This window comes from Nonomuraea turkmeniaca (assembly GCF_005889735.1).
In the GTDB taxonomy this organism is placed as follows: Bacteria; Actinomycetota; Actinomycetes; order Streptosporangiales; family Streptosporangiaceae; genus Nonomuraea; species Nonomuraea turkmeniaca.
Genome location: NZ_VCKY01000069.1, coordinates 1 through 25,363, shown reverse-complemented (window position 1 = coordinate 25,363; position 25,363 = coordinate 1). Strand labels below are relative to the sequence as shown.

The window sequence follows — 25,363 nt, the reverse complement described above, 5'->3', positions numbered from 1 at the left end:
ACCCCTTCGTCGTGCCGTGCCTCTATGAAAATAGCCGAGAGGACCGACAACCCAGGGCCAGGCCGTTCAGCCGCGGCTGTTGAGGTACGCGAGCACGGCCAGCACGCGCCGGTTGTCGTCGTCCGACGGCGCGAGGCCCAGCTTGGCGAAGATGTTGGCGGTGTGCTTGGCCACGGCGCTCTCGCTGAGGTAGAGCCGCTGGGAGATCGCCGCGTTGGAGCGACCCTCCGCCATGGCCTCGAGCACCTCACGCTCCCGAGGCGTGAGGGCGGCCAGCGGCTCGTGCCTGGCGTTGCTGGCCAGCAGTTTGGCGATGACCTCCGGGTCCATGGCGGTGCCGCCTGCTGCGACCCTGCGTACCGCGTCGATGAACTGCTCGGCGTTGAAGACCCGGTCCTTGAGCAAGTAGCCGATCCCGCCGGAGCCGTCGGCCAGCAACTCCCGGGCGTACAGCTGTTCGACGTGCTGGGACAGCACGAGGATCGGCAGGCCGGGCACGGACTTCCTGGCTGCGAGCGCGGCCTGCAGGCCCTCGTCGGTGAACGTGGGCGGCAGCCGCACGTCGACGATCGAGACGTCCGGGCGCAGCTCGAGCAGGCCCTTCAGCAGCTCGGGGCCGGACTCCACGGCGGCGACCACCGTGAAGCCGTGGGCCTGCAGCAGGTGGACCAGCCCGTCCCTGAGCAGGTAGAGGTCCTCGGCGATGAGCACGCGGTTCATAGGCACCAGGGTTTGGACGGGGTGGCTTCCGCCATCCAGCGCTCCCTGTTGTGGGTCGCGGGGATACGAATGGCCATGGTGTGCATGATAAGGCCGACCGCGATCATGCCGATGATCGTCGGCCACTGCCACACCTCGGGGAGGTGCAGCGCCAGGAACCAGGACTTCTCGTCGAAGCCAATGATTTTGAAGATGGCCGGCACGAACCCCTGCGGGAACGTCGGGCACCATGCCGTCGCCCACAGGATGCCGACCATGATCGCCTTCCGCCGGGGGAGCTTGTCCAGGTCGGCCAACCAGTATTCGGGCAGAGCCCTGGGCAGGTTCATCGTCACCGTGGTGGGGCCGCCGGGCGGGCTGTGGAGCGCGAGCACCCCGTCGAAGGCGGCCAGCCGCCGCTCGATGCCGGACAGGCCGCTGCCCTTGGCCGGGTCGGCGCCCCCCATGCCGTCGTCGGTGACCGTGATGCGCAGGTCGGAGCCGTTGGAGCTGATGTCCACGGCCGCCGTCCTGGCGTCGCCGTGCCGGGCGGCGTTGGAGAGCAGCTCGCTGACGGCGAAGTACGCCGCCGCCTCGACCGGCGCCTCCGGCCGGTGCGGCAGGTCGACGTCCACGGTGACCTGCATCGGGCTGTCCATGGCCAGGGCGCGGACGGCGTCGCCGAGCCCGCGTTCGGCCAGCACCGGAGGGTGGATGCCGCGGATGACCCGGCGCAGCTCGGCCAGTGTGTCGGACGAGGCGTCCCGGGCCTTGGACACCAGTGCCTTGGCCGCCGCCGGGTCCTTGTCCACCAACTCCTCGATCGCGCCGAGCGTCATGCCGATCGCCACCAGCCTGGCCTGGGTGCCGTCGTGCAGGTCGCGTTCGATCCTGCGCATCTCGGCCGCCTGCGAGTCGGTCGCCAGGTTGCGCGTGCGTTTGAGGTGGCTCACCTGGCTGGCCAGGCGGCTCGCGGCGGTCGCGCCGAGCAGAAGGTTGCTGTAGAGCGCGTAGAGCCGCAGACCCAGCTCCGGGGCCAGGACGAACAGCGGCAGCAGAGCCCCCTTGACCAGCGGGTCCAGCAGCAGCCAGAGTCCGTCGCGCCAGGTCGCCGGGTCGGTGAGCAGCCACTTCCAGCGGTCGTTCCAGGCGGGGACGCGCGGCGTTCTGTAGAGGGTGCGGTCCGCGCGGTACATCCCGTCCGGTCCCGGCACGGGGGGCGGGGGCTTGGGCAGGTAAGGGGCCTCGATCGGCATGCCCGTCCACGCGCGCAGCAGTCGCCTGTTGAGCTCGGCCAGCCACCTGATCATCCGGACCTGCGGCGGGAACAGGAACACCATGCCCATCGCCACCGACATGACCAGCATGACGAAGGATACGAGGATCATCGGCACCTCGATGACGAGCAGCGCGAGCAGTGCCGTGACCTGACCTAACCTCCGCAGGAGCATGCCTTCAGTCTGCGACAGGGAGGGCGGCCCGGTCACTGCACTTAGGTACACCCGTGCTCGGCATCTAACGAGATTCCGCGATCAATCCGCCGTTTCTAGCGTCGATGACATGAAAATCATCGAGGTCAGGAACCTTCGGAAGAAGTATCCGAACCACCTGGCGGTCGAGGACGTGTCGTTCGAGGTCGCCGAAGGCGAGATCTTCGGCATCTTGGGCCCGAACGGCGCCGGCAAGACCACCACGGTGGAATGCGTGGCAGGCCTGCGGAAGGCGGACGGCGGCACTGTACGCGTGACCGGCCTGGACCCGCACGAGGACAGGGACGAGCTGCGCCAGGTGCTGGGCATGCAGCTGCAGAGCGCCGCCCTGCCGGAGAAGATCAAAGTGTGGGAGGCCCTGGACCTCTACGCCTCCTTCTACCCCGACCCGGCCGACTGGACCGAGCTGATGGAGCGCGTCGGGCTCGGAGACAAGCGCGACACCACGTTCAAGAAACTGTCCGGAGGACAGCGCCAGCGGTTGTCCGTGGCGCTGGCGCTGATCGGCCGGCCACGGGTGGCGGTGCTCGACGAGCTGACGACCGGGCTCGACCCGCAGGCCCGCAGGGACACCTGGGAGCTGGTCGAGCAGATACGCGAGTCGGGGGTGACGATCGTCCTGGTCACCCACTTCATGGAGGAGGCCGAGCGGCTCTGCGACCGGCTCGCGCTCATCGACGCCGGCAAGGTGGTCGCCACCGACACGCCCGCCGGGCTGATCGCGCAGGTGGGCGGGGAGCAGCGGGTACGGTTCCGGCCCTCGGCGCCGGTCGATGACGCGGTGCTGCTGGCGGTGCCCGAGGTACGCGAGGTGCGCAGAAGCGGCGAACAAGTCACGGTCAGCGGTTCGGGCAACCTCGCCCCGGCCGTCACCCTGGCCCTCGCGCAGCACCAGATCGTTCCCGGAGACCTGCGCATCGAGCAGGCCACGCTCGACGACGCATTCCTCGCGCTCACCGGAAGGAAGTTGTCATGAGGAAGATCCTCTTCGTGGAGACCAAGCTCCACCTGCGTGACTGGCCGTCCATGTTGTTCACCATCGGCCTGCCGGTCATGCTGCTGCTCGTGCTGGGGCTCAGCATCCCGGCGCTGTCCAAGACCGGCGCGTCCGGACTACGGGGCGTGGACGCACAACTGCCCGCCATGATGACGTTGCTGTCGCTGCTCGTGCTGGCCTGCAGCGTGGTGCCGGCCGTGCTGACGTCGTACCGGGAGCAAGGAGTGCTCAAGCGGATGTCGACGACGCCCGTGCATCCCGCACGGCTGCTGGTGGTGCAGCTGCTCATCAACCTGGCCACGGGCACCATCGCCACAGCCGTCCTCATCGTGTCGGCCCGGCTGGTGTTCGGCGCTGCGATGCCGCGGCATTGGGGGTGGTTCGTGCTGGCGTTCCTGCTCGGCACCGCCGCGCTGCTGGCGATCGGGCTGGTGATAGCCGCGCTGGCGCCCAACGGGAAGACCGCACCCGGGATCGGCGCGGTGGTGATGCAGCCGCTGATGCTCCTGGGGGGTGTGTGGATACCGCACGAGGTCATGCCGGACGTGCTGCGGAGAATCAGCGACTTCTCCGTGGCCGGACCGGTCACCCAGGCGATCACGGACGCCTGGGCGGGCCAGGCCCCGCAGCCGCTGCACCTGGTGGTGATCGTCGTCGGGCTGGTGGTCTTCGGGGGCCTGGCCGTGCGCTTCTTCCGGTGGGAGTGAGGCTAGCGCCGGGCCCAGACCGGGCGCGCGCCGGTGACGTTGGTCATCAGCGAGTAGAGCGAGGTCGAGGCGGCGATGAACAGACGGTTGCGCTTGAGGCCACCGAACACCAGGTTGGCGGTGGCCTCGGGCAGTTTGAGCCGGCCGATCAGCGTGCCGTCCGGGTCGTAGCAGAGCAGCGCCTTGCCTGCCGCGGCCCAGATCCGGCCGGTGTCGTCCAGCCGCATGCCGTCGAAGATGTCGTCGCCCCCGCCCGCGGCGAAGACCTTGCCACCCGCCAGGGTGCCGTCCTCCCGCACGTCGAACACGCGCAGATGCCGCTCCCTGGTGTCGGCCACGTAGAGCAGGCTCTCGTCCAGCGAGAACGCCAGGCCGTTGGGCCGGTTGAAGTCGTCGGCCACGATCCGCACCTCGCCCGTCACCGGATCGGCCCGATAGACGTGGCAGCCGTCGATCTCCTGCTCGGCGGCGTGGCCCTCGTAATTGCTGAGGATCCCGTACGGCGGATCGGTGAACCAGATCGAGCCGTCGGAGCGGACGACCACGTCGTTGGGGCTGTTGAGCCGCTTGCCCTCCCACCGGTCCGCGATCACCGTGATCGAGCCGTCGTGCTCGGTGCGGGTAACGCGGCGGTTGCCGTGTTCGCAGGAGATCAGCCGGCCCTCGCGGTCGAGTGTGTTGCCGTTGACGTAGCCGGACGACCGGCGGAACGGCCCGACCGCGCCCGTCATCTCGTCCCAGCGCAACATCCGCTCGTTGGGGATGTCGCTCCACACCAGGAACCGGCCCGCGGGAAAGTAGACCGGGCCCTCTGCCCAGCGGGTGCCGGTGTAGAGCACCTCGATCACGTCGTCTCCGCCGACTGCGGCGAACCGCTCGTCGAGCACCTCGAACTGGGTGGGGATCGTCTTCGTCATGAGTCCAACCATACGGTGTTTGGCTGTCAGGGCAAATGACGAGATATCATCCAGTGGTGGATGATATCGACAGGATGCTGATCGATCTGCTCCAGGAGGACGCGACGCAGTCGTACGCCGTGCTCGGCCGGGCGGTGGGCCTGTCCAGCGGGGCCGCCCACGAGCGGGTGCGCAAGCTGCGCGAGCGGGGCGTGATCAGGCGGACCACGATCGAGGTCGACCAGGCCGCACTGGGACGGGCCGTGACGGCGTACGTGCTGGTCGAGGGGAGCACGTGGATGGGCGACAGCGCCGGCCGTCTGTCGGCGATCCCCGAGATCGAGGAGGCGCATGTCATCGCCGGGCCCGCGTCTGTGCTGCTCAAGGTCCGTACGGCGGGGACACGGGAGTTGCAGGACGTGCTGCGGCGGGTGTTCGAGGTGGACGGCGTGACGGGGACGCAGGCGGTCGTCGTCCTGGAGACGTTCTTCGAAAGAACCCTCAAGTAAGCTCCAGGTATGACCAAGGTCGCCTGGAACGCCAAGGAGCTCACCGTCGGGCAGCTGGCCGAGCGCAGCGGCGTCGCCGTCTCCGCCCTGCACTTCTACGAGGCCAAGGGCCTCATCACGAGTCGCCGCACGGCCGGCAACCAGCGCCGTTACGGCCGCGACAGCCTGCGCAGAGTCGCGTTCATCAGGCTGGCGCAGCGCATCGGGATCCCGCTCAAGACCATCAAGGACGCGCTGGCCGAGCTGCCGGGCGAGCGCACACCCACGCGCGACGACTGGGCGAGATTGTCGGCCGCCTGGCGCACCGAGCTGGACGATCGCATCCTGCAACTACAGCGGCTGCGTGACGACCTGACGGACTGCATCGGCTGCGGCTGCCTGTCGCTGGACCGGTGCCCGGTGGCCAACCCCTACGACCGGCTGGGTGACGAAGGGCCGGGCGCCCGGCGCATCGACACCCAGCTGTGCCCGCCGCAGCTCGCGCAGGTCTGCTGCTCAGTGGAGCCGGCAGCCGCGGCCGGCTCATGATCTGCCGCCGCTTCAGTGGTTCGTCTTGGCCGGCGGGACGATGAGGGTGGGCCGGTGCGCGTGGTGCAGCACGTGGTTGGAGACGCTGCCCAGCAGCACCGACCTGACGCCGGCCAGGCCACGCGAACCCGTCACGATCAGCGAGGCGCCGATCTCGTCGGCGACGTCCACGATGGTCTTCCAGATCGACTCGTTGTCGGCGACCGCCCGGTAGGTAACGTCGGCGAGGCCGGAAGCGATCGCCAGCTCGGCGCCTTCCTTCGCGTGCTGGTCGGCCAGGGCCTGCGTCTCATCCCCGGTGTTCGGGTCGAGCGCGGCCGCGGCCAGCGGATATCTGCGCAGCTGCACGAGCAGTGGCTCCCACACCGTGAGAACGACGGTCGGCTCGGCCGAGAGATGTTTGGCGGCGAACTCGATCGCGCTCCGTGCGTCGGCCGAGCCGTCGTAGGCGACAAGGATGGTCATGGTGTGCTCCTCTCCGCGTCACTCATCCGCTAGAGCACCGAGGTGATCACGCCCATTCCATATGAGTTTGTCTGGTTGGTCACATCGATCCCGGCCGGCGCAGCTCCTCGGCGTGTGCTTCCAGGAGCCTCAGAAGGTGCTGTGCTTCGCTACGAAAGGCGTGCCCTGCGCGGTTGATGATGGCGAAGCCGGACAAGCCGTGTCCGTAAATCTTGCTACCAGGGTGTTCGACTGGTGAGAAGATCGGGGGTGCTCCGAATAGCAAACGCAGTACTCGCACGATTGCCGGAACCGCTGCACGCACTTGCGCTGAAGCACCGTGAACTGCTGAAGTTCGCGGTGGTGGGTGGAACAGCGTTCTTAGTGGACAACACGGTGTTCTATGGGCTGAAGCTGACCGTTTTGGAACCGAAGCCGGTGACCGCGAAGATCATCGCGGTGCTCGTGGCGACGATCGTGTCCTACGTGTTGAACCGCGAATGGTCGTTCCGGACCAGGGGCGGCCGCGAGCGCCGCCACGAGGCGGCGCTGTTCTTCCTGGTCAGTGGCGTCGGTCTAGTGCTCAGCTCCGCGCCGCTATGGATCTCCCGGTACGTATTTCGCCTGGAGACCCCGGATGTGAGCCTGGTGACCCAGGAGATCGCCGACTTCATGAGCGCGCAGGTCATCGGCACGTTGATCGCCATGGTCTTCCGCTTCTGGGCGCTCCGGAAGTGGGTCTTCCCCGACGAGCAGGCCCAGTCCGGCAGCGTGCGACTGGCTCCCACTGCCGATTCCAGGGACGAGGCGGCTTGATGGCAGCGAAGTCATGATCAGCCGCACTTGCTCACGGAATCGCGGATCCTTTAAAGAAGGTCTCAGTGCTGGGCCATGTCCACGAAGCGGCTGTAGTGGCCCTGGAACGCCACCGTCACCGTGGCGGTGGGGCCGTTACGGTGCTTGGCGACAATGAGGTCCGCCTCCCCCGCCCGCGGCGACTCCCGCTCGTACGCGTCCTCGCGGTGCAGCAGGATGACCATGTCCGCGTCCTGCTCAATAGATCCGGATTCGCGAAGGTCGCTAACTTGGGGACGTTTGTCCGTTCGCTGCTCGGGACCACGGTTGAGCTGGGAGATCGCGATGACCGGGACTTCGAGCTCCTTGGCCAGCAGCTTGATGGCACGAGAGATCTCCGAGACCTCGTTCTGGCGGCTCTCGGTCTTCTTCGGCGAGCTCATCAGCTGGAGGTAGTCGATGACCACGAACCTCAGGTCGTTACGCTGCTTGAGCCGCCGGCACTTGGCCCTGATCTCCATCATCGACATGTTGGGCGAGTCGTCGATGAACAGCGGCGCCTCGGCCACCTCGCTCATCCGCCGGGCCAGGCGCGTCCAGTCGTCGTCGCCCATCATCCCCGACCGCATGGCGTGCAAAGCGACCCGGGCCTCGGCGGACAACAAGCGCATGGTGATCTCGTTGCGGGACATCTCCAGCGAGAAGATGACCGTGGTCATTCCATGCTTGATCGCCGCAGAACGGGCAAAATCCAGACCTAGCGTGCTTTTCCCGATGGCCGGTCGAGCGGCCACGACGATCATCTGGCCCGGGTGGAGGCCGTTGGTGAGCTGGTCGAGGTCCTGGAAGCCGGTCGGCACGCCGACCATCTGACCGCCTCGGCTGCCGATGGCCTCCAGCTCGTCCAGGGCGCCGGGCATGATGTCGGCCAGGGGCGCGTAGTCCTCGGAGGTGCGGCGCTCGGTGACCTTGTAGATCTCCGCCTGGGCGCGGTCCACGAGGTCGTCGACCTCTTCGTTCTGGCCGCCGTAGCCGTAGGAGACGATGCGGGTGCCGGCCTCGATGAGGCGGCGGAGGATGGCCTGCTCTCGGACGATCTTGGCGTAGTAGCCGGCGTTGGCCGCTGTGGGGACGACGGCCGTGAGCGTGTGGAGGTAGGCGGCGCCGCCCACCCTGGCCATCTCCCCGCGCTTCTGCAGCTCGTCGAAGACGGTGACGGCGTCGGCGGGCTCGCCCCGGCCGTAGAGGTCGGTGATGACCTCGTAGATCATCTGGTGGGCGGGCCGGTAGAAGTCGTCGGAGCGAATGATCTCCACGACGTCGGCGATCGCGTCCTTCGACAGGAGCATGCCGCCCAGCACCGACTGCTCAGCGTCGATGTTGTGCGGGGGTGTGCGCTCGAAACCCGGGCCCGGGCCTGGGCCCGCTCCGGTCTCTTCGTCAATGCTCACCGCGCCCCCTCGAACAACCTTGCAGGCGGTCGCACCACCCCCACTTGTAGTCGACCGGTCTGACAGTTTCGCGGAGTCGGGCTCCGTCGGCAACGCGGCCTGTGGACAACCCTGTGGTCAAGCTGTGCACTATCGGCCCCAAGGTGTGAACGGCCTGTGGACGGAGCTGGGGATAACTCTTGGCGATATCCACTAAAGCGCCTCTGAGCTGGGCGAACAGTGTCCACCGGCTGTGGAGGAAAGAAAGTTTCGCCGACACGCCGCGTAAGGCTCATAATAGACAAATGCTCATTACACCCAGAGATAAGGAGATTCTGCGGCTGGCCGTGCCGGCGTTCGGCGCGCTGGTTGCCGAGCCGCTCTTCCTGCTCGCCGACTACGCCATCGTGGGCCACGGGCTCGGCACGACGGCGGTGGGCGCGCTGGGTGTGGCGGGCACGATCCTCACGGCGCTGATGAACCTGTGCGTCTTCCTCGCCTACGGCACGACGGCGTCCGTGGCGCGGCAGACGGGTGCGGGCGAGCATGTACGGGCGATGCGCAGCGGTGTGGACGGCATCTGGCTGGCGTTAGGCATCGGCGTGGTGCTGATCGCGGTGTTCTGGCCGCTGGCCCCCACGGTCGTGGAGTTGTTCGGGGCGAGCACGGAGCAGAGCGCGCAGGCCGTGACGTACCTGCGGATCAGCCTGCTGGGCGCGCCCGGCCTGCTGGTCGTGCTGGCGGGCACCGGCGTGCTGCGCGGGCTGCAGGACACGGTCACGCCGCTGGCCGTCGCCGTCGGCTCGTTCGCGCTCAACGCGGCGCTCAACGCCTGGTTCGTGCTGGGCCTGGGGTGGGGCATCGCCGGCTCGGCATGGGGCACCGTGCTGGCTCAGACGCTCGGTGCGGCCGTCTACCTGGTCGTGGTGGTCAAGGGTGCGCGGCGGCTCGGCGCGCCGCTCACGCCCGGCCTGGCCGGGCTCAAGCAGGCGGGTACGGCGGGGTTCGCGCTGTTCATCCGCACCCTCTGCCTGCGGATCGTGCTGACCGCCGCCACGGTGATCGCCACCAGGATGGGCGAGGTCTCGCTGGCCGCGTACGCCCTCGCCACTCAGGTGTGGACGTTGCTCGCCTTCGCGCTGGACGCCATCGCCATCGCCGGCCAGGCCATCACGGGGCGTTCGCTCGGCGCCGGAGACGTCGCCGCCGCCAGGGCCGCGACCAAGCGCATGGTGCAGTGGGGCGTCTGGTCGGGGCTCGTGTTCGGCCTGCTCGTGCTCGCCGCCAGGCCGGTTCTGCCGGGGTTGTTCGACGCCGATCCGCAGGTCGCCGAGTTGCTGCTGGCTCTGCTGTGGCCGGTGGCGCTGTTCCAGCCGGTGTGCGGGGTGGTGTTCGTGCTCGACGGTGTGCTGATCGGCGCGGGCGACCAGCGCTACCTGGCGTGGGCCGGGGTGTGGACGACGCTGGCGTACCTGCCGGCCGCCTTCCTCGCCTCCGGGTTCGGCGTGGTCGCCCTGTGGTGCGCGCTGGGGGTGTGGATGATCGCGCGGCTCATCACCCTCGTACGCCGTGCCGCCGGCACCGCCTGGCTGGTAACCGGGGCGTAACCGTCTTGTGCTTGCTGTTGTCCAAGTGGTGAGACATTGTGGGCGATGTCCCTGAGCGGGGTGTTCATTGTCCACAATTCTTCGACGGCTACCTCCTTCGGAGGCGACCGGCCTCCGCACCGGCGCCCGGCACAGCCTGGCCGAGCTCTACCGCCCGGCCGACCTGGTGGTGCTCGGGCTCGGTGTGATGATCGGCGCCGGCATCTTCTCCATCGCCGGCCAGCAGGCCGCCACCACGGCCGGCCCCGGCGTGATCCTCTCCTTCATGATCGCGGGGATCGCCTGCCTGCTGGCGTGCCTCTGCTACGCCGAGCTGTCATCCACGATGCCGACCTCGGGCAGCGCCTACACCTTCACGTACGTCATCTTCGGCGAGGTCTGGGCCTGGATCATCGGCTGGGCGCTGATCCTGGAGCTGCAGTTCGCCGCCGCCGTCGTGGCCAGGGCGTGGGGCCTGATCGCCGTCGGTGCGATCGCGAACCTCGGCGTCCGCGTGCCGAACCCCGGCCTCGTCTCCGACATCCTCGTGCTCGTGATCCTGATGCTGCTCACCGGCATCGTGGCACTGGGCGCCCGGATCGGTTTGCGCGCGTTGTGGATCATGGTGTCGGCCAAGTTGCTGGCCATCGGCGCGGTCATCGTCGTGGGCCTGCCGCACCTCGACGCCGGCAACTTCGGTGAGTTCTACGTGCCGCCCAAGACGCTGACGACCGCGCCGGCCACCGTGCTGGAGGTGATCGTCGGCGAGAGCAGCGCGTTCGGCTGGTTCGGGATCTTCTCGGCGGCCTCGGCCATCGCGTTCGCGTACATCGGGTTCGACGTCGTGGCCACCGCGGCCGAGGAGACCGTCAACGCGCCGCGCGCGGTGCCCAGGGGCATGATCCGCAGCCTGGTGATCGCCACCGTCATCTACATCGCGGTGGCGCTGGTCATGGTGGGCATGGCCTCGTACACGAAGATCTCGGTGGAGGCGCCGCTGGCCAGCGCGTTCCGGGCGGCGGGCGTGGACTGGATGGCGCACGTCATCGACGTGGGCGCGCTGCTCGGGTTGACGACCGTGATCCTGGTGTTGATCGTCGGGCAGACGCGGGTGTTGTTCTCGATGGCCCGCGACGGGCTGATCCCCCGCGGCCTGGCGACGGTCAGCCGCCGCTACCACACGCCGTCGCGGGTGACGCTGGTGATCGGACTGGTGGCGATCGTGCTGGCGGAGTTCGTGCCGGTGCTCACGCTGCAGGAGCTCGTGGTGATCGGGACGTTGTTCGCGTTCGCGTTCGTGGCGGCAGGAGTGATCGTGATGCGGCGCCGCATGCCGCATCTGGAGCGGGGGTTCCGGGTGCCGCTCTCGCCGCTCGTGCCGGCGCTCTCGCTGGCGGCCACGCTCTGGCTCATGGTGAACCTGCGGGTGCTGACGTGGGCGTACTTCGTCCTGTGGATGGCCTTCGGCCTCCTGGTCTACCTCGTGTACGGCCGCCGCCACAGCCTCCTGGGCCGCCCGGTGGTCGAGCCCGCGCGCGGCCGCCACCGGCGCTAGAACCGCCTGGTCTCCAGCACACTCCGCAGGAACTCCCTGGTCCTGGCGTTCTCGGGGTCCGTGAAGATCTTGTCAGCGGGCCCCTTCTCGAGCAGCACGCCGCCGTCGAGAAAGCACACCATGTCCGAGATCTCGCGGCAGAAGCCCATCTCGTGCGTCGTCAGGATCATCGTCATGCCCGACTCCTTGAGCTCCCTGATGATCCCCAGCACCTCGACCACCAGCTCGGGGTCGAGCGCCGAGGTCACCTCGTCGAGCAACATCAGCTTGGGCTGCGTGGCCAGCGCCCGGATGATGGCCACCCGCTGCTGCTGCCCGCCCGACAGCTGGTCGGGGTACGCCCGCGCCTTGTCCGCCAGCCCGAATTTGGCCAGCAGCTCGTGCGCCTGCTCCTCCGCCTGCTCCCTGTCGACCTTGTGCACCCGGCGGGGCGCGAGCGTGATGTTGTCCAGCACCGTCATGTGCGGGAACAGGTTGAACCCCTGGAACACGATGCCCAGCCGCTTCCGCGTGTCGTCGACGTTCACGCGGGGGTCCGTGATGTCCTCGCCGTCCAGGAAGATCGTGCCGTCGTCCACCGTCTCCAGGAGGTTCACGCAGCGCAGCAGCGTCGACTTGCCCGAGCCGGAGGCCCCGATCAGGCTCACGACCTCGTGCGGGTGCACTTCCAGGTCGATGCCGCGCAACACGTGGTGACCGTGAAAGTTCTTCCACACCCCCTCGATCGTCAGCAGGCTCATATGCCCTCCTTCGTCGGGCCCATGAACCTGGCAGGGCTGTGCCTGATTGTTCGCTCGCTACGCTCGCTCATGTGCCCTCCTTCGCCGGGCCCATGAGCCTGGCAGGGCTGTGCCTGATTGTTCGCTCGCTCATGCCCCACGCCTTCTGCGGGTGCGGGCGGCCAGGTGGTCGGTGAGCCTGGCCATGGGGATCGTGAGGAGGATGAACAGCAGCGCCGCCGCCAAGTAGGGCGTGTAGTTGAAGTCGTCGTGCGTGTGGATCTGCGCCTGCCTGAGGGCCTCCAGCGGGCCGATGGTGGCCACCAGGGCCGTGTCCTTCTGCAGCGAGACGAAGTCGTTCAGCAGCGGCGGCACGACCCTGCGGGTGGCCTGCGGCAGCACGACGAACCGCATGGTCTTGGCATGGCTCAGCCCGAGCGAGCGCGCCGCCGCCACCTGGCTCGGGTGGATCGACTCGATGCCGGAGCGGAACACCTCGGCCACGTACGCGCCGTACGACAACGTCAGCGCGATGATGCCCAGAGTCGCCAGGTCGGACGGGATGCCCTGCAACCTCAACGCCGGCAGTCCGAACCCGATCAGATAGATCACCAGGATCGTCGGCACGCCGCGGAAGAGGTCGGTGTAGAGCGTGGCCAGCGCCCTGATCGGGAAGAACGCGGGCGTCTTGGTCCCCCTGGCCAGCGCCACCAGCAGCCCTACGACCAAGATCAGCACCTCGGCGATGAGGAAGATCTTGACATTGAGCAGGAAGCCGCTCAGCACGTCCGGCAACGCCGCGGCGAACCGCTCCCCGTTGAAGAACGTCTCCCGCACCCGCGGCCAGCCCGGCGCGTTCGAGACCCCCCACACGACCAGGACGATGAACACGATCGTCGAGGCCGTCGCGATCGAGGCCGAGCGGCGGGCGTACGACCGGCGTACCTGCTCCCGCTGGAGTTGCCGCTCGGATTTGACCCAGTCGCTCATTTCAGCTCGGGAGCGCCGACGGCCGAGCCGAGCCACTGCTCCTCGATCTTGGCCAGCTCACCCTTGGACTTCAGCGCGTCCACAGCCTTGTCCACGCACGGCTTGAGCGCGCTGCCCTTCGCCATGACCAGCCCGAACTCCTCCGGTGTGCCGCCCGTCGAGCTGAACTGCCCCACGATCTTGGAATTCTCCACCTGCGCGGCCGTCACGTAGAACGCCGTCGGCAGGTCCACGACCAGCGCGTCCACCTGCTTGTTCTTCAACGCGGTCACGGCGTCGATCTGCTCGTTGTAGACGTTGGGATCGTCAGCAGGCTGAATGATCTCCTTGACGGCCGCGAGCGAGGTGGTCCCGACCTGCACACCGATCTTCGCGTCCTTCAACTCGGCCAGACTCTTCGCCCCGGCGTACTTACCACCGTCGATCGCGACGACGGCCTGCTTGACGGTGTAGTACCCGTTGCTGAAGTCCACCGCCTGCGCCCGCGCAGGCGTGATCGACACCTGGTTGATGTCGAAGTCGAACTGTTTCTCCCCAGGCGCGAAGGCCGAATCGAACTTGACGGTGCTCCACTGCACCTCGCTCCGATCGAAGCCCAGCTCCCCCGCCACGGCAAACGCGACCGCGCTCTCGAACCCCTGCCCATTACTCGGGTCATCGTCCTTGAACCAGGGATCGTAAGCGGGTTTGTCCGTCCCGATGGTCAGCCTCCCGGGATTGACCAGCGCGAGCTGCTCTTTGGTACAAGCAGTGGACGGACTGGCGGATGCCGTGCTCGCCGAGTTGTCGACCGGCGCACAACCAACCACCGCCACGGCCAGCGCAAGCAGCATGAAGGAACGGGCCATGGCCTTGCCTCCAGGGGGAACGTCCTAAGAACTAAGGCATTCTACGCTGCCCGAATAGGAAATTACGCCCCTGGGCATCCCTCGTCACGGCAATCGGGCAAGGTTGGGCTCGCGTAACGGCGCTCAGCCGGTGAAGGGTCAGAGGCCGTTTTCTGGAGGGCCATCAGCCTGCTGCGGCGAGTGGCTTGCCACGGCACCGCGTAAGGAATGAAAAGGGCCCCGCTCCTAACGGAGGGGGCCCTGATCGCCAAACGGTCAGCCCGCGACGACCTCAACATCCACAGAGGCAGATACCTCCGGGTGGAGCTTGACGGTGACGCGGTGGGAGCCGACGCTCTTGATCGGGTTGGGGATCTCGATGCGGCGGCGGTCGAGCACGGGCCCGCCGGCGGCCTTGACGGCGTCGGCGATGTCGCCCGTGGTGATCGAGCCGAACAGGCGACCGGAGTCACCCGCGCGGGTGGTCAGGCGCACGCGAAGGGCGCCGAGCTGGCCGGCGACCTCCTTGGCGGTGCCCAGGTCGCGGATCTCGCGAGCGTCACGAGCCTTCTTGAGGGTCTCGATCTGCTTCTCGGCCCCGCGGGTCCAGCGCATGGCGAAGCCGCGCGGGATGAGGTAGTTGCGGCCGTAGCCGTCCTTGACCTCGACGACGTCGCCGGGGGCGCCGAGGCCGGAGACCTCGTTGGTGAGGATGAGCTTCATATCGACAAGTCCTCCTTAGCGCGCGGTGCTCGTGTAGGGCAGCAGAGCCACCTCACGGGCGTTCTTGATCGCGGTCGCCACGTCACGCTGGTGCTGGGTGCAGTTGCCCGTCACCCGGCGCGCACGGATCTTGCCGCGGTCGGAGATGAACTTCCGCAGCAGCGCCGTGTCCTTGTAGTCGACGTAGGAGATCTTGTCGTGGCAGAACAGGCAAACCTTCTTCTTGGGCTTGCGCAGTGCCGGCTTAGCCATCGTGGTGCTCCTTTCAGAGCCCCGCCTTAGGGCGGGAATGGACTCGGACTTGTGGATGTGGACTAGAAGGGAGGCTCGTCGCTGAAGTCGTTGCCGCCGCCGCCGCCGAAGCCGCCGCCCTGCTGGCCGCCGCCGCCGTAACCGCCGCCACCACCGCCGCCGCCCTGGGGCGAGGCGGGCGTGGCAGAGGCCCACGGGTCGTCGGCCGGGCCGCCGCCGAAGCCGCCGCCACCGCCCTGACGGGAGGTGCGGTTGACCTTGGCGGTGGCGTTACGCAGAGACGGGCCGACCTCGTCGACCTCGACCTCGTAGACCGTGCGCTTCTCGCCTTCCTTGGTCTCGTAAGACCGCTGCTTGAGCCGCCCCTGCACGATGACCCGCATGCCGCGCTGGAGGCTCTCGGCGGCGTTCTCCGCCGCCTGCCGCCACACGTTGCAGGTCAGAAAGAGGCTCTCGCCATCCTTCCACTCGTTGGTCTGGCGATCCATGAACCGCGGAGTGGACGCGATGCGGAATCGAGCCACCGCTTGCCCCGTCGGGGTGAAGCGCAGCTCCGGGTCGTCGACGAGGTTGCCGACGATGGTGATTACGGTGTCGCCTGCTGCCATGGCTAGCGCTCGCCTTCCTGCACGCCTTCGCTTGGGTTACGGCTCAGACTACGGGTGTTCCCCGACAAAAAGCCGGGGTTAGTGCACGTCCGGGCGCAGGACCTTGGTGCGCAGGATCCCCTCGTTGAGGTTCATCTGGCGGTCGAGCTCCTTGACCGTCGCGGGCTCCGCGGACAGGTCGATGACGGCGTAAATGCCCTCGGACTTCTTGTTGATGTCGTAGGCGAGCCGACGACGACCCCAGACGTCGACCTTCTCCACAGTGCCGCCGTCGTTGCGGACCACGGTGAGGAACTGGTCAAGGGACGGCGCGACCGTGCGCTCATCGAGCGAAGGGTCCAGGATGACCATTACTTCGTAACGACGCATACGGGACTCCAACCTCCTCTGGACTCTTGCGGTCACGACACTCTGCCGTGACAGGAGGACGCTGACGTTTGGACCGGGGCGCCCATTTCGGCGCCTCGGGGTGACGGGTCACCCATCACAACGCAGCGTGCCCCAGGTTACCAGCCGCCAGTACGTGGGAAGGCCTGTAGGAAACCTGAGGGGGTGGTGGCTGTGCCACATGTGCTTCAACCCTCCGAGAGGGAGCGGTTCAGGCTCACGCTCAACACGGACGGACGTCCGCACCCGGTCGAGAACGTCCTGGCCATCGTGACGCTCGCGTGCGGCCTCGTGGCGTTCGTCTCGACGTTCTGGATCTCCGCCCACGCCATCTCGGCCTGGTTCGGCACACTCGGCTTCGGCGTCGGTCTCTACTCGCAGTACCTCTCCGAGACCACGCCGCAACGTTCGCTCAACATCGTCGGACTCGTGGGATCGTTCGTCGGGGCCGCGCTCGGCATCGCCCACGGCGGGTTCCTCCCCCACTGACGAGCAACGGCCCCGGTTCGCGAAGTCCGGGGCCGTTCATCTATGTCGTTCACCCGATGTTCAGGTCGATTCCGAGCAGGACGAGGAACCAGAGGAACACCGCGAGCAGCGCCTCCGCGAGCTCCCTGAGCAGCCCCGCCGTGATGTAGTCGTACACCCAGGCCACGTAGATCCCGATGATCACGTAAACCAATAAGATCAGCGCCCGCCAGCGCCACCTTGTCATATTGTTTCTCCTCGGGTAGGGGGTGCACTGCGACTGCCCGAGCGCCCTGCGTGCAAACGCACTCCTGGTAGCGCTCGCACAGCGCCTCGCCCGTCACGCGAGCCGCCGCTCTCCGCCCCAGGCTCGCCGCACCTGCTCATGGTCGCGCTCGCACGGGGCTCCGCTGGTCACGCAAGCTGCCGCTCTCCGCCCCAGGCTCGCCGCGCCTGCTCATGGTCGCGCTCGCACGGGGCTCCGCTGGTCACGCAAGCTGCCGCTCTCCGCCCCAGGCTCGCCGCTCCGGATAAGCTCGTGACATGGTGCGCATCGGAGCTCATGTCGATCAGGACGACCCCGCCGCTCATGCCGAGGAGGTCGGGGCCGAGGTGGTGCAGTTCTTCCTCGGCGACCCCCAGGGTTACGACAAGCCCGTGCTGCCCGCCAAGCCGGTCCAGGGTGTGGACATCTACATTCACGCGCCGTACCTGATCAATGTGGCGACCACCAACAACCGCATCAGGATCCCCAGTCGCAAGCTGCTGGAGCAGCACCTGAAGGCGGCCGCGGGACTGGGCGCCAAGGCGCTGATCGTGCACGGCGGCCACGTCAACAAGAGCGACGACCCGCAGAAGGGGTTCGACAACTGGCGCAAGGTGTTCGAGCGCATGGAGTGCCCGATCCCCGTGCTGATCGAGAACACCGCGGGCGGCGGCAACGCGATGGCGCGCAAGCTGGAGCGCATCGCCCGGCTCTGGGACGCGCTCGACGGGTTCGACGTGGGCTTCTGCCTCGACACCTGCCATGCCCACGCGGGCGGCGAGGAGCTGGTCGACCTGGTCGACCGGGTCAAGGCCATCACCGGCCGCATCGACCTGGTTCACTGCAACGACTCGCGCGACGAGTTCGACTCCGGCGCCGACCGTCACGCCAATCTCGGCCAGGGCAGGATCGACTCCGAGTTGATCCTGGCGGTCTGCCGGGCGGCCGATACCCCGATCGTGGTGGAGACGCCTGCCGCCGGCCAGGCGGACGACATCGCGTTCCTGAGGAAGAACCTCTAGCGAATATACACAGCCTGTGGATAACTTCCCTGGATTACCGAGACGAAGAAACGGGTATATGGATTACCCCGCCCACGCCCCGCTGAGGAACCGGGCGGTGTTCACCAGCATGAGCGGCCCCGAGATCAGGCCGTAGAGCACGAACACCCACGTGTTTCTCGTCCCGGCCTTCGCGACCAGCACCCACAGCGGGAACCACAACACCAGCGAGCGCGGGATCGACAGGTAGTACGCCGAGGTCATCAGCGCCGCGGCCTGCGCTCCCGTGTAGACCAGCTCGCTCCACCTGCGCAGCACGAGCAGCCACACCAGCACCGCGACGACCACCACGGCCCCGGCGATCTCCATGCGGAAGGCCACCGCGAAGTCGTCGGTCCCCATGGCCGAGCGCCAGGTCGTCTTCCACGCCTCCCACGGCCACTCGAACTCGCGCCCCCAGCCGGCCTCCTGCGCGTGCTTCCACGCCAGCCAGTCGCCCGACCTGCTGTAGTGGTAATACGAGTACGCCACCAGCGGCAGGAACGGCACGACCAGCCACCCGGCCAAGCGGGCGGGCGACTCCCGGCGCATGAAAAACTCCACGACGAGCGCGAGCGCCAGGAACAACCCCGTGATCCGCACGCACGAGGCCCCGGCCGCGAGCAGCGCGGCCTGCGCCCAGTGCCCCTGCCTGGCGGCCAGCCACGCGGGAATGGCGAAGGCCAGGAAGAGCCCCTCGCTGTAACCCGCGGCCAGGAACACCGCCATCGGGAAGGCCAGCAGCGCCAGCACCGCCATCCACCCGTTCGCGCCCTCGTACTCGGCCAGCCTGGCCAGCGCCACCATGGCCACCGCGCCCGCGACGAGCGAGACGAGCAGCCCGGCCGCCTCCCAGTCCGGCACCACGAGGTGCACCACGCGCAGCACGGCCGGCAGGCCAGGGAAGAATGCGGGCAACCCCTCATCCGCCGGTCTGCCTGGCTCGCCGTCGTAGCCGTACTGGGCGATCGTGATGAACAGCCCGGCATCCCACTTGCGCCACTTATCTAGATATTCGCCCAGCGTCACGCCGAACAACGTCGCGATCAGCAGCCCCGCCCGCGAGCCGAACCAGAGCAGCAGTGCGTCCCGGCCCGCCGAGCGAGTGATCATCGTACGGCGGACGCCAGCGTGAACCGGTCAGGCGCGTCGTCGAAGACGCCGCCTCCCTGATCGTCGATGTCGGCCTGCCGGACCACGTCCTTGTCGGGCCGCAGGATGTCCCGCACCACGAACGCCATCATGATCCCGATGGTGATGATGCGACCCCAGACGGCGGTGAAGTACGTGTCATCGCCGATTCCCAGGTCGTCCCGGTCCAGCGGCGGCTGCGAGAGCAGGTAGAGCCAGATGGCGGCGAAGTACCAGACCTCGGCCAGCTGCCAGAGCGCGAGCGGCTTCCAGTTGGGCCTGGCCAGCACCGCGAACGGCACCAGCCAGAGCACGAACTGCGGCGACCACACCTTGTTCGTCATCATGAAGGCGGCCAGCGCCAGAAAGCAGATCTGTGCCAGCCGCGGCCGGTGCGGCGCGGCCAGCGTCAGCACGGCGATGCCCAGGCACAGGACGCCCAGCGACAACATGCCGAGCGTGCTGACGTCCCACTCGCCGAGAATGGGCCAGCCCTTGTTCTGGAAGAACAACCACGGCGAGCCCCAGTCCACCCCACGCTCCTGGGAGAAGACGTAGAACCTGCGCCACCCCTCCCAAGCGAAGATCATGAACGGCGCGTTCACCACGATCCAGGTGCCCGCCGCCGAGGCCATCGTGACCAGGAACGGCCGCCATCGCCCGGTACGCCACGTGAGCAGGAACAACGCGCCCACGAACATGAGCGGGTAGAACTTCGTCGCGATCGCCAGCCCCAGCAGCACCCCGGCGAGCGCCTGCCGGCGCCGCGCCCAGGCCAGTAGCATGCCCATCGACAGCGCGCCCGCGACCAGGTCCCAGTTGATGTACGCGGCCAGCACCACGGCCGGCGAGATCGCGTACCAGAGCGCGTCCCACCGCCGCGCCGGCCCGGCCACCGCCGCCATCAGCAGCACGCCGGCCACGAGGCACATGCCGAGCAGGATCACCGTCAGGTCGTAGAACTTGACCGCCTGCGCGACCCGGTCGATCTCGAGCGTCCGGGAGATCCAGCTGATCACCTGCATGACCTCGCCCAGAACCACCGGGTACTCGACCTGCTTGTCGAAGTCCACCTGGGCGAAGTAGGGGTTCTGGGTGGCCAGCTGCCGGTCGAAGTAGAGCGGGTAGATGTCGGTGTAGCAGAAGTTCGTGTACGTCGAGACCTGGTCGTTCCAGCCCCCGGTGCGGCACGGCAGCCGCACCACGTACGCGAGCGTCGCCCCCAGGGCCGCGAACAGCCCCAGGGGAAGGTACGGCACGGCACGCGCCATCAGCGGGACGCGTGCCTCAGTGCTCGTCACTGACCCTCGATCCGGCCAGTGGGCCGTGGTGCGGGCGCCAGACCGCCGCCGAACCCTCCGTCGTCGCCGCCCTGCGGGAACCCGTCGTCGGTGGTGCCGTCATCGTCGACAGTGGGGTCGTCACCGGTGGGGGTGTTGCCGCACGGCGGGAAGAGGCAGCCGTCTTCGCCGGTGCCGGGGTCGTCGCCGAACGGGTCCTCGTCGGTGAACGGGTTGTCGTCGGCTGACGGCGTCGGCGTGGGCGTCGGGCTCGGCACGATGTTCTCCGGCAGGCCGACCTCGGCCTTCTGCGGGAACTGCTCGATCGGCTTGCCCTGGTGGGCGGCCAGCATGAACTTCTGCCAGGCGATCGTGGGCGGACCGGCGCCCTCGAAGCCCAGGGACACCTCATGCGGCCGGGTGTACGGGTTGTTGATGTCGTACTTCTTGCTCGGCTTGCCGCCGGGCGTGATGGGGCAGTTGGAGTGCAGGGGCGGGACGACCTTGCCGCTCTTCGTCCTGCACTCCTCCCGGTAGAACCCGACCGCGGTGGAGTACTGCGGCGTGTAACCGACGAACCAGGCGCCGTTCTCGTCGTTGTTGGTGCCGGTCTTGCCCGCAGCGGGACGGCTGCCCAGCCCCTTGCCCGCCGCGGTGCCGCTGCGCAGCACCTCCTGCATGGCCACCGTCGAGTCGGCGGCGACCCCGGCGTCGATGACGTTCTTGGTGGGCTTCTGCTCCCCGTAGACCACCTGCTTGTTCAGCCGGACTTCGATGACCACGTGGTGGCGGGTGTACTTGCCGCCGTTGGCGAAAATCGAGTAGCCCGCGGCCTGCTCTACCGGGGTCACCGGGGCGCTGCCGATGGCGAACTGGTAGCTGTGGACGTCGACGTCGTCCTGCATGTCCTTCTCGTTGAACCCGGCCGCCGTGACGAGGTTCTTCACATCGTCGAGCTTGTTGGGCAGGGCGAAGGCCATTGAAACGAACGCGGTGTTGACCGACTGGGCGGTCGCCTTGACCACGTCGACGGAGCGGCCGACGTTGTGGCTGTTCCTGATGCCCTCCTCCTGCACGCCGGGGAGCTCCTTCGGCACGGTCTCATTGCCTGGCACGTAGCTCTTGAGCGAGTAGCCGGCCTGCAGCCACGCGGCCAGCACGTACGGCTTGAACGCGGACGCGGCCTGCTTCTTGGACTGGAAGGGCTCGTTCCACGGGTCCGTCACGTAGTTGGTGCCGCCGTAGAACGCCACGACGCGGCCGTTCTTCGGGTTCACCGCCGCCAGGCCCGCGTGGTACTCCTTGCTCATCCCCCGCATCGTGCTCGTCACCGCGTCCCTCGCGGCCTTCATGAGCCTCTTGTCGAAGGTGGAGATGATCTCGTAGCCGCCGCTCCTGATCTCGTCGCCGGTGAGACCGCGGGCCTCGAGCTCCTTGAGCACCTCCGTCACCATGTAGCCCTTGATGCCGCCCAGCTCGTTGTCGTTGCTGGCCTTGGCCGTCGCGGGGAACTTCGCGGTCTGCGGGAGGTTGCCGTACTTCTCCGGCCAGAGCATGGCCATGTTGTCGATGACGGCCTTGAACCGGGCCCTCAGCGCGGGCTCGTCGGCCTTCCAGTTGGGCTGCTGGATTCGCGCGGCGAGATAGGCGCCCTGCTCGGGGGTCAGCTTCGCGGCGGTGACCCTTTCGCCGAAGTACGCCTTCGAAGCAGCCTCAACGCCGTAGGCCCGGCCGAAGTTGACCGTGTTGAGGTAGCGCTTCAGGATCTCGTCCTTGGTCAGGGTGTCGTCGAGCTTGACCGCGACGAAGATCTCATTGATCTTGCGCTTGATCGAGACTTCCTGGCTCAGGCCGTCGTAGTAATTGCGCGCCATCTGCTGGGTGATCGTCGAGGCGCCCTGGAGCTGCTGCCCGGTCGCGGTCATGTACAGCGACCGGATCATGCCGGGGATGGAGATGCCGGAGTCCTCGTAGAACGACTGGTTCTCGATGGCGATCGTGGCGTCCCTGACCTGCGGGGCCATCTGCTCCAGCTCGATGATCTCCCGCTTCATCCCGAGGTGGGCGATCGGGGTCTTGGCGTCGCTGTAGTAGATCGTGCTCTGCTGCGCGATCGCCTCGTCCTGAGTGCCCGTGGGCACGTGGGTGTTGGCGTACGCCACCATGATCATGCCGAAGAGCCCGGCCGTGATCACCACGAATCCGGCCATGACGATCTTCCAGCTGGGCACGAACCTGCGCCAGCCGCCCGGGTTCTTCTTCGGCGGCCCCGGCGGCCCAGGGGGCTCCGGCGGTCCGCCCTGCCCCGGCCTCCGTCGCGAGCGCCGCGGGCTTTCGGAGACCACGGTCTCCTGATTACTCACCGTGTTCGTGTCCTGGCGGGCGCGTGAGCGCGAGCGCGGCGGCGGCTGGTCGCCGCGCTGGGTCGCGGGGTCGTCCCGCCGCGGCTGGGGCGAGCCGTCGTACGGCTGCGCGGCCATCGCGCCCGTCTGCTCGAAAGCGGCTTCCGGACGACGCTGCGGCTGGCCGGAACCCCGGGAGGGTTCGCCGGTTTGCGGTGGAGAACCCTGGGGCACAGAACGGGATGAGCTGGAGCGACGGCGCCTCCCAGGCCGTGGCGTTCCCTCATTCATGCTGTTACTCACACGTCCTCGCACTGTCGTCGGAACAAAAACGGCGGTTGGGCGTGAGGTTCCTCGCCGCCCTCGGTCTTCACGCTTGACCGAAGAGGTCAGGCGGTCCGTTGCCGAGGACGTACGAAACCGTCAGGTGGTTCCAGGAACAACCTTGACAGACCTCGACGACGTACACCCGGAACTCATCGTAATCATGGGCCATGGTGGCGAGTTCCGACGTGACCTTTGCCTGTCCGGCATGCCTACCGAGGGCATCCCCATAGACATAGGTCACATTGGTGACGTTCTCCCTCTCGCAGACCGGGCAGAGGCGTTCGGTCGGCTCGCCGAAGTGGCGCGCCGCGCGAAGGAGGTACGGCTGTGCGTCACAAACGTCGCCGCGCGAAGTACGCCCGGCGCGAACGGAGCGGACGGCCGCCTTTTTCGCGAGGCCGTAATCCACCACCCTTCGCTGTGACCACATGAGCGCCAGACTACGGCGTTTCGGGCGATCGTCCCAACGACTTGGGAAATCCATAGATTGCAGCGATATAGCGGACCGACGTATCCTGGGGATGTATCGGCTCGATACATCGACGCGAGAGGAGGGCGGTTCCCATGGCCGGCGGACAGGGCAGGGTCTTGGAACTGGCCGTGCTCGGGTCGCTGCACGAGACTCCACTCCACGGCTATGAGCTGCGCAAACGGCTCAACGCCCTGCTGGGGATGTTCCGCGCGTTCTCCTACGGATCGCTCTATCCGTGTCTTCGATCGCTTCTGGCTCAAGGGCTCATCGCGGAGGAGCAGCCCGCTCCCGCCACGATCGTCGGCGGCCGATCAAAGATCGTTTACAAGCTGACCGCCGAGGGCAAGGAACGGCTGCAGGAGATGCTGACGCAAGCCGGGCCTTCCGCGTGGGAGGACGAGAGCTTCGGTGTGCACTTCGCGTTCTTCCGCCACACCGAGGCCGAAGTGCGCTTGCGCATACTCGAAGGCCGCCGTAGCCGGCTTGAGGAGCGGCTCGACGCCGTGCGGACCGCACTGGCGCGCACCAGGGAGCGCCTCGACAGTTACACGCTCGAGCTGCAGCGTCATGGGCTCGAGTCGGTCGAGCGCGAGGTGCGCTGGCTGAACGAGCTGATCGCAACAGAGCGTCGGGCCTCCTCTGAGGAGAGGCCCGAAAGAGATACCACGTCAACTGATGAGTAAGGGAGCGAGTGCGATGGGTTCGGTTCGCGTGGCCATTGTCGGTGTCGGCAACTGCGCGTCGTCGCTGGTCCAGGGCGTCCACTTCTACAGGGACGCCGACCCGGACACACGGGTCCCGGGCCTGATGCACGTGAAGTTCGGCGACTACCACGTCGGCGACGTCGAGTTCGTCGCGGCGTTCGACGTGGATGCCAAGAAGGTCGGCCGGGACCTGTCCGAGGCGATCGTCGCCAGCGAGAACAACACGATCAAGATCACGGATGTGCCGCCGCTGGGGGTGACCGTCCAGCGTGGTCATACCTTCGACGGCCTGGGTGAGTACTACCGGGAGATCATCGAGGAGTCCGACGAGGCGCCCGTCGACGTGGTGCAGGTGCTCAGGGACAGCCAGGTCGACGTCCTGGTCTCCTACCTGCCCGTGGGCTCCGAGGAGGCCGACCGCTTCTACGCGCAGTGCGCCATCGACGCGGGCGTCGGATTCGTGAACGCGCTGCCGGTCTTCATCGCCTCCGACCCGGTGTGGGCGGAGAAGTTCACCGAGGCGGGGGTGCCGATCGTCGGTGACGACATCAAGTCGCAGGTCGGCGCCACGATCACGCACCGGGTTCTGGCCAAGCTGTTCGAGGACCGTGGCGTTGAGCTGCTGCGCACGTACCAGCTCAACTTCGGCGGCAACATGGACTTCATGAACATGCTGGAGCGCAAACGGCTCCAGTCCAAGAAGATCTCGAAGACGCAGTCGGTCACCTCGCAGATCCCGCACGAGATGGGCAAGGCCGACGTGCACATCGGGCCGTCGGACCACGTGCCGTGGCTGGACGACCGGAAGTGGGCGTACGTGCGGCTCGAGGGGCGGTCGTTCGGCGACACACCGCTCAACTTGGAGTACAAGCTCGAGGTTTGGGACTCGCCTAATTCGGCGGGAATCATCATCGACGCGGTGCGGGCCACCAAGATCGCCCTCGATCGGGGGATCGGCGGGCCGATCCTGTCGGCGTCCTCGTACTTCATGAAGTCGCCGCCGCAGCAGTTCTCGGACGATGAGGCTCGGGAGTACGTCGAGAAGTTCATCCGGGGTGAGGTCGAGCGGTGACCCGCTGACCCATCCGGCCTACGGCGCCGCGCCCGTTTTCGGGTGCGGCGCCTTCTTCATGCCGCGCGCCGCGCCACCGACCACGAGGGTGGTCCGTCAGCGGGCGGCCGGGGGGAGGGT

Annotated in this window: 28 protein-coding genes; 11 read left to right on the top strand and 17 right to left on the bottom strand. The window is 67.6% G+C overall.

Annotated elements, in window-relative coordinates; all coding sequences use genetic code 11:
- Positions 1 to 66: 66 nt before the first annotated feature.
- Together ETD86_RS21350 and ETD86_RS21345 are read right to left on the bottom strand one after the other, a co-directional pair.
- Positions 67 to 720 (bottom strand): LuxR C-terminal-related transcriptional regulator, encoded by a 654-nt coding sequence (locus ETD86_RS21350; RefSeq protein WP_138667918.1) that lies wholly within the window; start codon positions 718 to 720, stop codon positions 67 to 69.
- Complete coding sequence (locus tag ETD86_RS21345) at positions 717 to 2,150, bottom strand: sensor histidine kinase (RefSeq protein WP_138667917.1); 1,434 nt, start codon at positions 2,148 to 2,150, stop codon at positions 717 to 719. The genes ETD86_RS21350 and ETD86_RS21345 overlap by 4 nt, the downstream gene beginning before the upstream one ends.
- A gap of 109 nt (positions 2,151 to 2,259) precedes the next feature.
- Here ETD86_RS21345 and ETD86_RS21340 point away from each other — a divergent pair, with 109 nt between their 5' ends.
- Entirely contained in the window at positions 2,260 to 3,165 is a 906-nt protein-coding gene (locus ETD86_RS21340) for an ABC transporter ATP-binding protein (RefSeq protein ID WP_138667916.1), read from the top strand.
- Positions 3,162 to 3,893 (top strand): ABC transporter permease, encoded by a 732-nt coding sequence (locus ETD86_RS21335; protein WP_138667915.1) that lies wholly within the window; start codon positions 3,162 to 3,164, stop codon positions 3,891 to 3,893. Before ETD86_RS21340 ends, ETD86_RS21335 begins: the two co-directional genes overlap by 4 nt.
- Positions 3,894 to 3,895: 2 nt before the next feature.
- On the opposite strand, the gene ETD86_RS21330 is transcribed toward ETD86_RS21335, so the two are convergent.
- On the bottom strand, positions 3,896 to 4,810 hold the full coding sequence (locus ETD86_RS21330) for an SMP-30/gluconolactonase/LRE family protein (RefSeq protein WP_138667914.1): 915 nt from the start codon (positions 4,808 to 4,810) through the stop codon (positions 3,896 to 3,898).
- A gap of 56 nt (positions 4,811 to 4,866) precedes the next feature.
- Between ETD86_RS21330 and ETD86_RS21325 the strand changes: the two genes are divergently transcribed.
- The gene (locus tag ETD86_RS21325) at positions 4,867 to 5,298 is read left to right on the top strand and encodes an Lrp/AsnC family transcriptional regulator (protein ID WP_138667913.1); all 432 of its coding nucleotides are present in this window, start codon (positions 4,867 to 4,869) and stop codon (positions 5,296 to 5,298) included.
- Between the two features lie 9 nt (positions 5,299 to 5,307).
- Complete coding sequence (gene soxR / locus ETD86_RS21320) at positions 5,308 to 5,826, top strand: redox-sensitive transcriptional activator SoxR (protein ID WP_138667912.1); 519 nt, start codon at positions 5,308 to 5,310, stop codon at positions 5,824 to 5,826.
- Between the two features lie 12 nt (positions 5,827 to 5,838).
- On the opposite strand, the gene ETD86_RS21315 is transcribed toward soxR, so the two are convergent.
- Entirely contained in the window at positions 5,839 to 6,291 is a 453-nt protein-coding gene (locus tag ETD86_RS21315) for a universal stress protein (RefSeq protein WP_138667911.1), read from the bottom strand.
- 249 nt (positions 6,292 to 6,540) lie between these two features.
- On the opposite strand from ETD86_RS21315, the gene ETD86_RS21310 reads away from it, so the two are divergent.
- The gene (locus ETD86_RS21310) at positions 6,541 to 7,086 is read left to right on the top strand and encodes a GtrA family protein (protein ID WP_246148056.1); all 546 of its coding nucleotides are present in this window, start codon (positions 6,541 to 6,543) and stop codon (positions 7,084 to 7,086) included.
- Between the two features lie 62 nt (positions 7,087 to 7,148).
- Here ETD86_RS21310 and dnaB read toward each other — a convergent pair whose 3' ends face one another.
- Positions 7,149 to 8,516, bottom strand: a complete 1,368-nt coding sequence (gene dnaB, locus ETD86_RS21305; RefSeq protein ID WP_246148055.1) for a replicative DNA helicase — start codon at positions 8,514 to 8,516, stop codon at positions 7,149 to 7,151.
- 284 nt (positions 8,517 to 8,800) lie between these two features.
- On the opposite strand from dnaB, the gene ETD86_RS21300 reads away from it, so the two are divergent.
- Positions 8,801 to 10,102 carry an MATE family efflux transporter gene (locus ETD86_RS21300; RefSeq protein WP_138667909.1) on the top strand — a complete coding sequence of 434 codons (1,302 nt, stop codon included), beginning with the start codon at positions 8,801 to 8,803 and terminating at the stop codon, positions 10,100 to 10,102.
- Positions 10,103 to 10,169: 67 nt separating this feature from the next.
- Positions 10,170 to 11,636, top strand: a complete 1,467-nt coding sequence (locus tag ETD86_RS21295; protein WP_246148054.1) for an APC family permease — start codon at positions 10,170 to 10,172, stop codon at positions 11,634 to 11,636.
- Here the strand turns inward: ETD86_RS21295 and ETD86_RS21290 are convergent.
- The 7 genes from ETD86_RS21290 to rpsF form a co-directional block, all read right to left on the bottom strand.
- The gene (locus ETD86_RS21290; protein WP_138667908.1) at positions 11,633 to 12,376 is read right to left on the bottom strand and encodes an amino acid ABC transporter ATP-binding protein; all 744 of its coding nucleotides are present in this window, start codon (positions 12,374 to 12,376) and stop codon (positions 11,633 to 11,635) included. The genes ETD86_RS21295 and ETD86_RS21290 overlap by 4 nt on opposite strands.
- A 129-nt stretch (positions 12,377 to 12,505) precedes the next feature.
- Positions 12,506 to 13,345: an amino acid ABC transporter permease gene (locus ETD86_RS21285; RefSeq protein ID WP_138667907.1), complete on the bottom strand. Its 840-nt coding sequence runs from the start codon at positions 13,343 to 13,345 to the stop codon at positions 12,506 to 12,508.
- The gene (locus ETD86_RS21280; RefSeq protein WP_138667906.1) at positions 13,342 to 14,193 is read right to left on the bottom strand and encodes an ABC transporter substrate-binding protein; all 852 of its coding nucleotides are present in this window, start codon (positions 14,191 to 14,193) and stop codon (positions 13,342 to 13,344) included. The genes ETD86_RS21285 and ETD86_RS21280 overlap by 4 nt, the downstream gene beginning before the upstream one ends.
- A gap of 255 nt (positions 14,194 to 14,448) precedes the next feature.
- Positions 14,449 to 14,895 carry a 50S ribosomal protein L9 gene (gene rplI / locus ETD86_RS21275; RefSeq protein WP_138667905.1) on the bottom strand — a complete coding sequence of 149 codons (447 nt, stop codon included), beginning with the start codon at positions 14,893 to 14,895 and terminating at the stop codon, positions 14,449 to 14,451.
- Positions 14,896 to 14,910: 15 nt separating this feature from the next.
- Complete coding sequence (rpsR, locus tag ETD86_RS21270; RefSeq protein WP_020543048.1) at positions 14,911 to 15,147, bottom strand: 30S ribosomal protein S18; 237 nt, start codon at positions 15,145 to 15,147, stop codon at positions 14,911 to 14,913.
- 62 nt (positions 15,148 to 15,209) lie between these two features.
- Positions 15,210 to 15,755 carry a single-stranded DNA-binding protein gene (locus tag ETD86_RS21265; protein WP_138667904.1) on the bottom strand — a complete coding sequence of 182 codons (546 nt, stop codon included), beginning with the start codon at positions 15,753 to 15,755 and terminating at the stop codon, positions 15,210 to 15,212.
- 78 nt (positions 15,756 to 15,833) lie between these two features.
- Positions 15,834 to 16,124: a 30S ribosomal protein S6 gene (gene rpsF, locus ETD86_RS21260; protein WP_055504125.1), complete on the bottom strand. Its 291-nt coding sequence runs from the start codon at positions 16,122 to 16,124 to the stop codon at positions 15,834 to 15,836.
- A 192-nt stretch (positions 16,125 to 16,316) separates the two neighbouring features.
- Here rpsF and ETD86_RS21255 point away from each other — a divergent pair, with 192 nt between their 5' ends.
- Complete coding sequence (locus ETD86_RS21255) at positions 16,317 to 16,631, top strand: UbiA prenyltransferase family protein (protein WP_246148053.1); 315 nt, start codon at positions 16,317 to 16,319, stop codon at positions 16,629 to 16,631.
- A 49-nt stretch (positions 16,632 to 16,680) separates the two neighbouring features.
- On the opposite strand, the gene ETD86_RS55295 is transcribed toward ETD86_RS21255, so the two are convergent.
- A complete protein-coding gene (locus ETD86_RS55295; protein WP_170223187.1) occupies positions 16,681 to 16,857 on the bottom strand; it encodes a hypothetical protein in 177 nt (58 codons plus the stop codon).
- Between the two features lie 296 nt (positions 16,858 to 17,153).
- Between ETD86_RS55295 and ETD86_RS21250 the strand changes: the two genes are divergently transcribed.
- On the top strand, positions 17,154 to 17,897 hold the full coding sequence (locus ETD86_RS21250; RefSeq protein ID WP_211370208.1) for a deoxyribonuclease IV: 744 nt from the start codon (positions 17,154 to 17,156) through the stop codon (positions 17,895 to 17,897).
- A gap of 63 nt (positions 17,898 to 17,960) precedes the next feature.
- On the opposite strand, the gene ETD86_RS21245 is transcribed toward ETD86_RS21250, so the two are convergent.
- From ETD86_RS21245 to ETD86_RS21230, 4 genes are all read right to left on the bottom strand, one after another.
- On the bottom strand, positions 17,961 to 19,028 hold the full coding sequence (locus ETD86_RS21245) for a mannosyltransferase family protein (protein ID WP_138667903.1): 1,068 nt from the start codon (positions 19,026 to 19,028) through the stop codon (positions 17,961 to 17,963).
- Complete coding sequence (locus ETD86_RS21240) at positions 19,025 to 20,347, bottom strand: glycosyltransferase family 87 protein (protein WP_138667902.1); 1,323 nt, start codon at positions 20,345 to 20,347, stop codon at positions 19,025 to 19,027. Before ETD86_RS21240 ends, ETD86_RS21245 begins: the two co-directional genes overlap by 4 nt.
- Positions 20,344 to 22,806 (bottom strand): transglycosylase domain-containing protein, encoded by a 2,463-nt coding sequence (locus tag ETD86_RS21235; protein ID WP_170223186.1) that lies wholly within the window; start codon positions 22,804 to 22,806, stop codon positions 20,344 to 20,346. Before ETD86_RS21235 ends, ETD86_RS21240 begins: the two co-directional genes overlap by 4 nt.
- A 232-nt stretch (positions 22,807 to 23,038) precedes the next feature.
- The gene (locus ETD86_RS21230) at positions 23,039 to 23,425 is read right to left on the bottom strand and encodes a DUF5318 family protein (protein ID WP_138667900.1); all 387 of its coding nucleotides are present in this window, start codon (positions 23,423 to 23,425) and stop codon (positions 23,039 to 23,041) included.
- Positions 23,426 to 23,559: 134 nt separating this feature from the next.
- On the opposite strand from ETD86_RS21230, the gene ETD86_RS21225 reads away from it, so the two are divergent.
- The gene (locus ETD86_RS21225) at positions 23,560 to 24,150 is read left to right on the top strand and encodes a PadR family transcriptional regulator (protein WP_138667899.1); all 591 of its coding nucleotides are present in this window, start codon (positions 23,560 to 23,562) and stop codon (positions 24,148 to 24,150) included.
- Positions 24,151 to 24,163: 13 nt separating this feature from the next.
- A complete protein-coding gene (locus ETD86_RS21220; RefSeq protein ID WP_138667898.1) occupies positions 24,164 to 25,243 on the top strand; it encodes an inositol-3-phosphate synthase in 1,080 nt (359 codons plus the stop codon).
- Positions 25,244 to 25,363 lie beyond the last annotated feature (120 nt).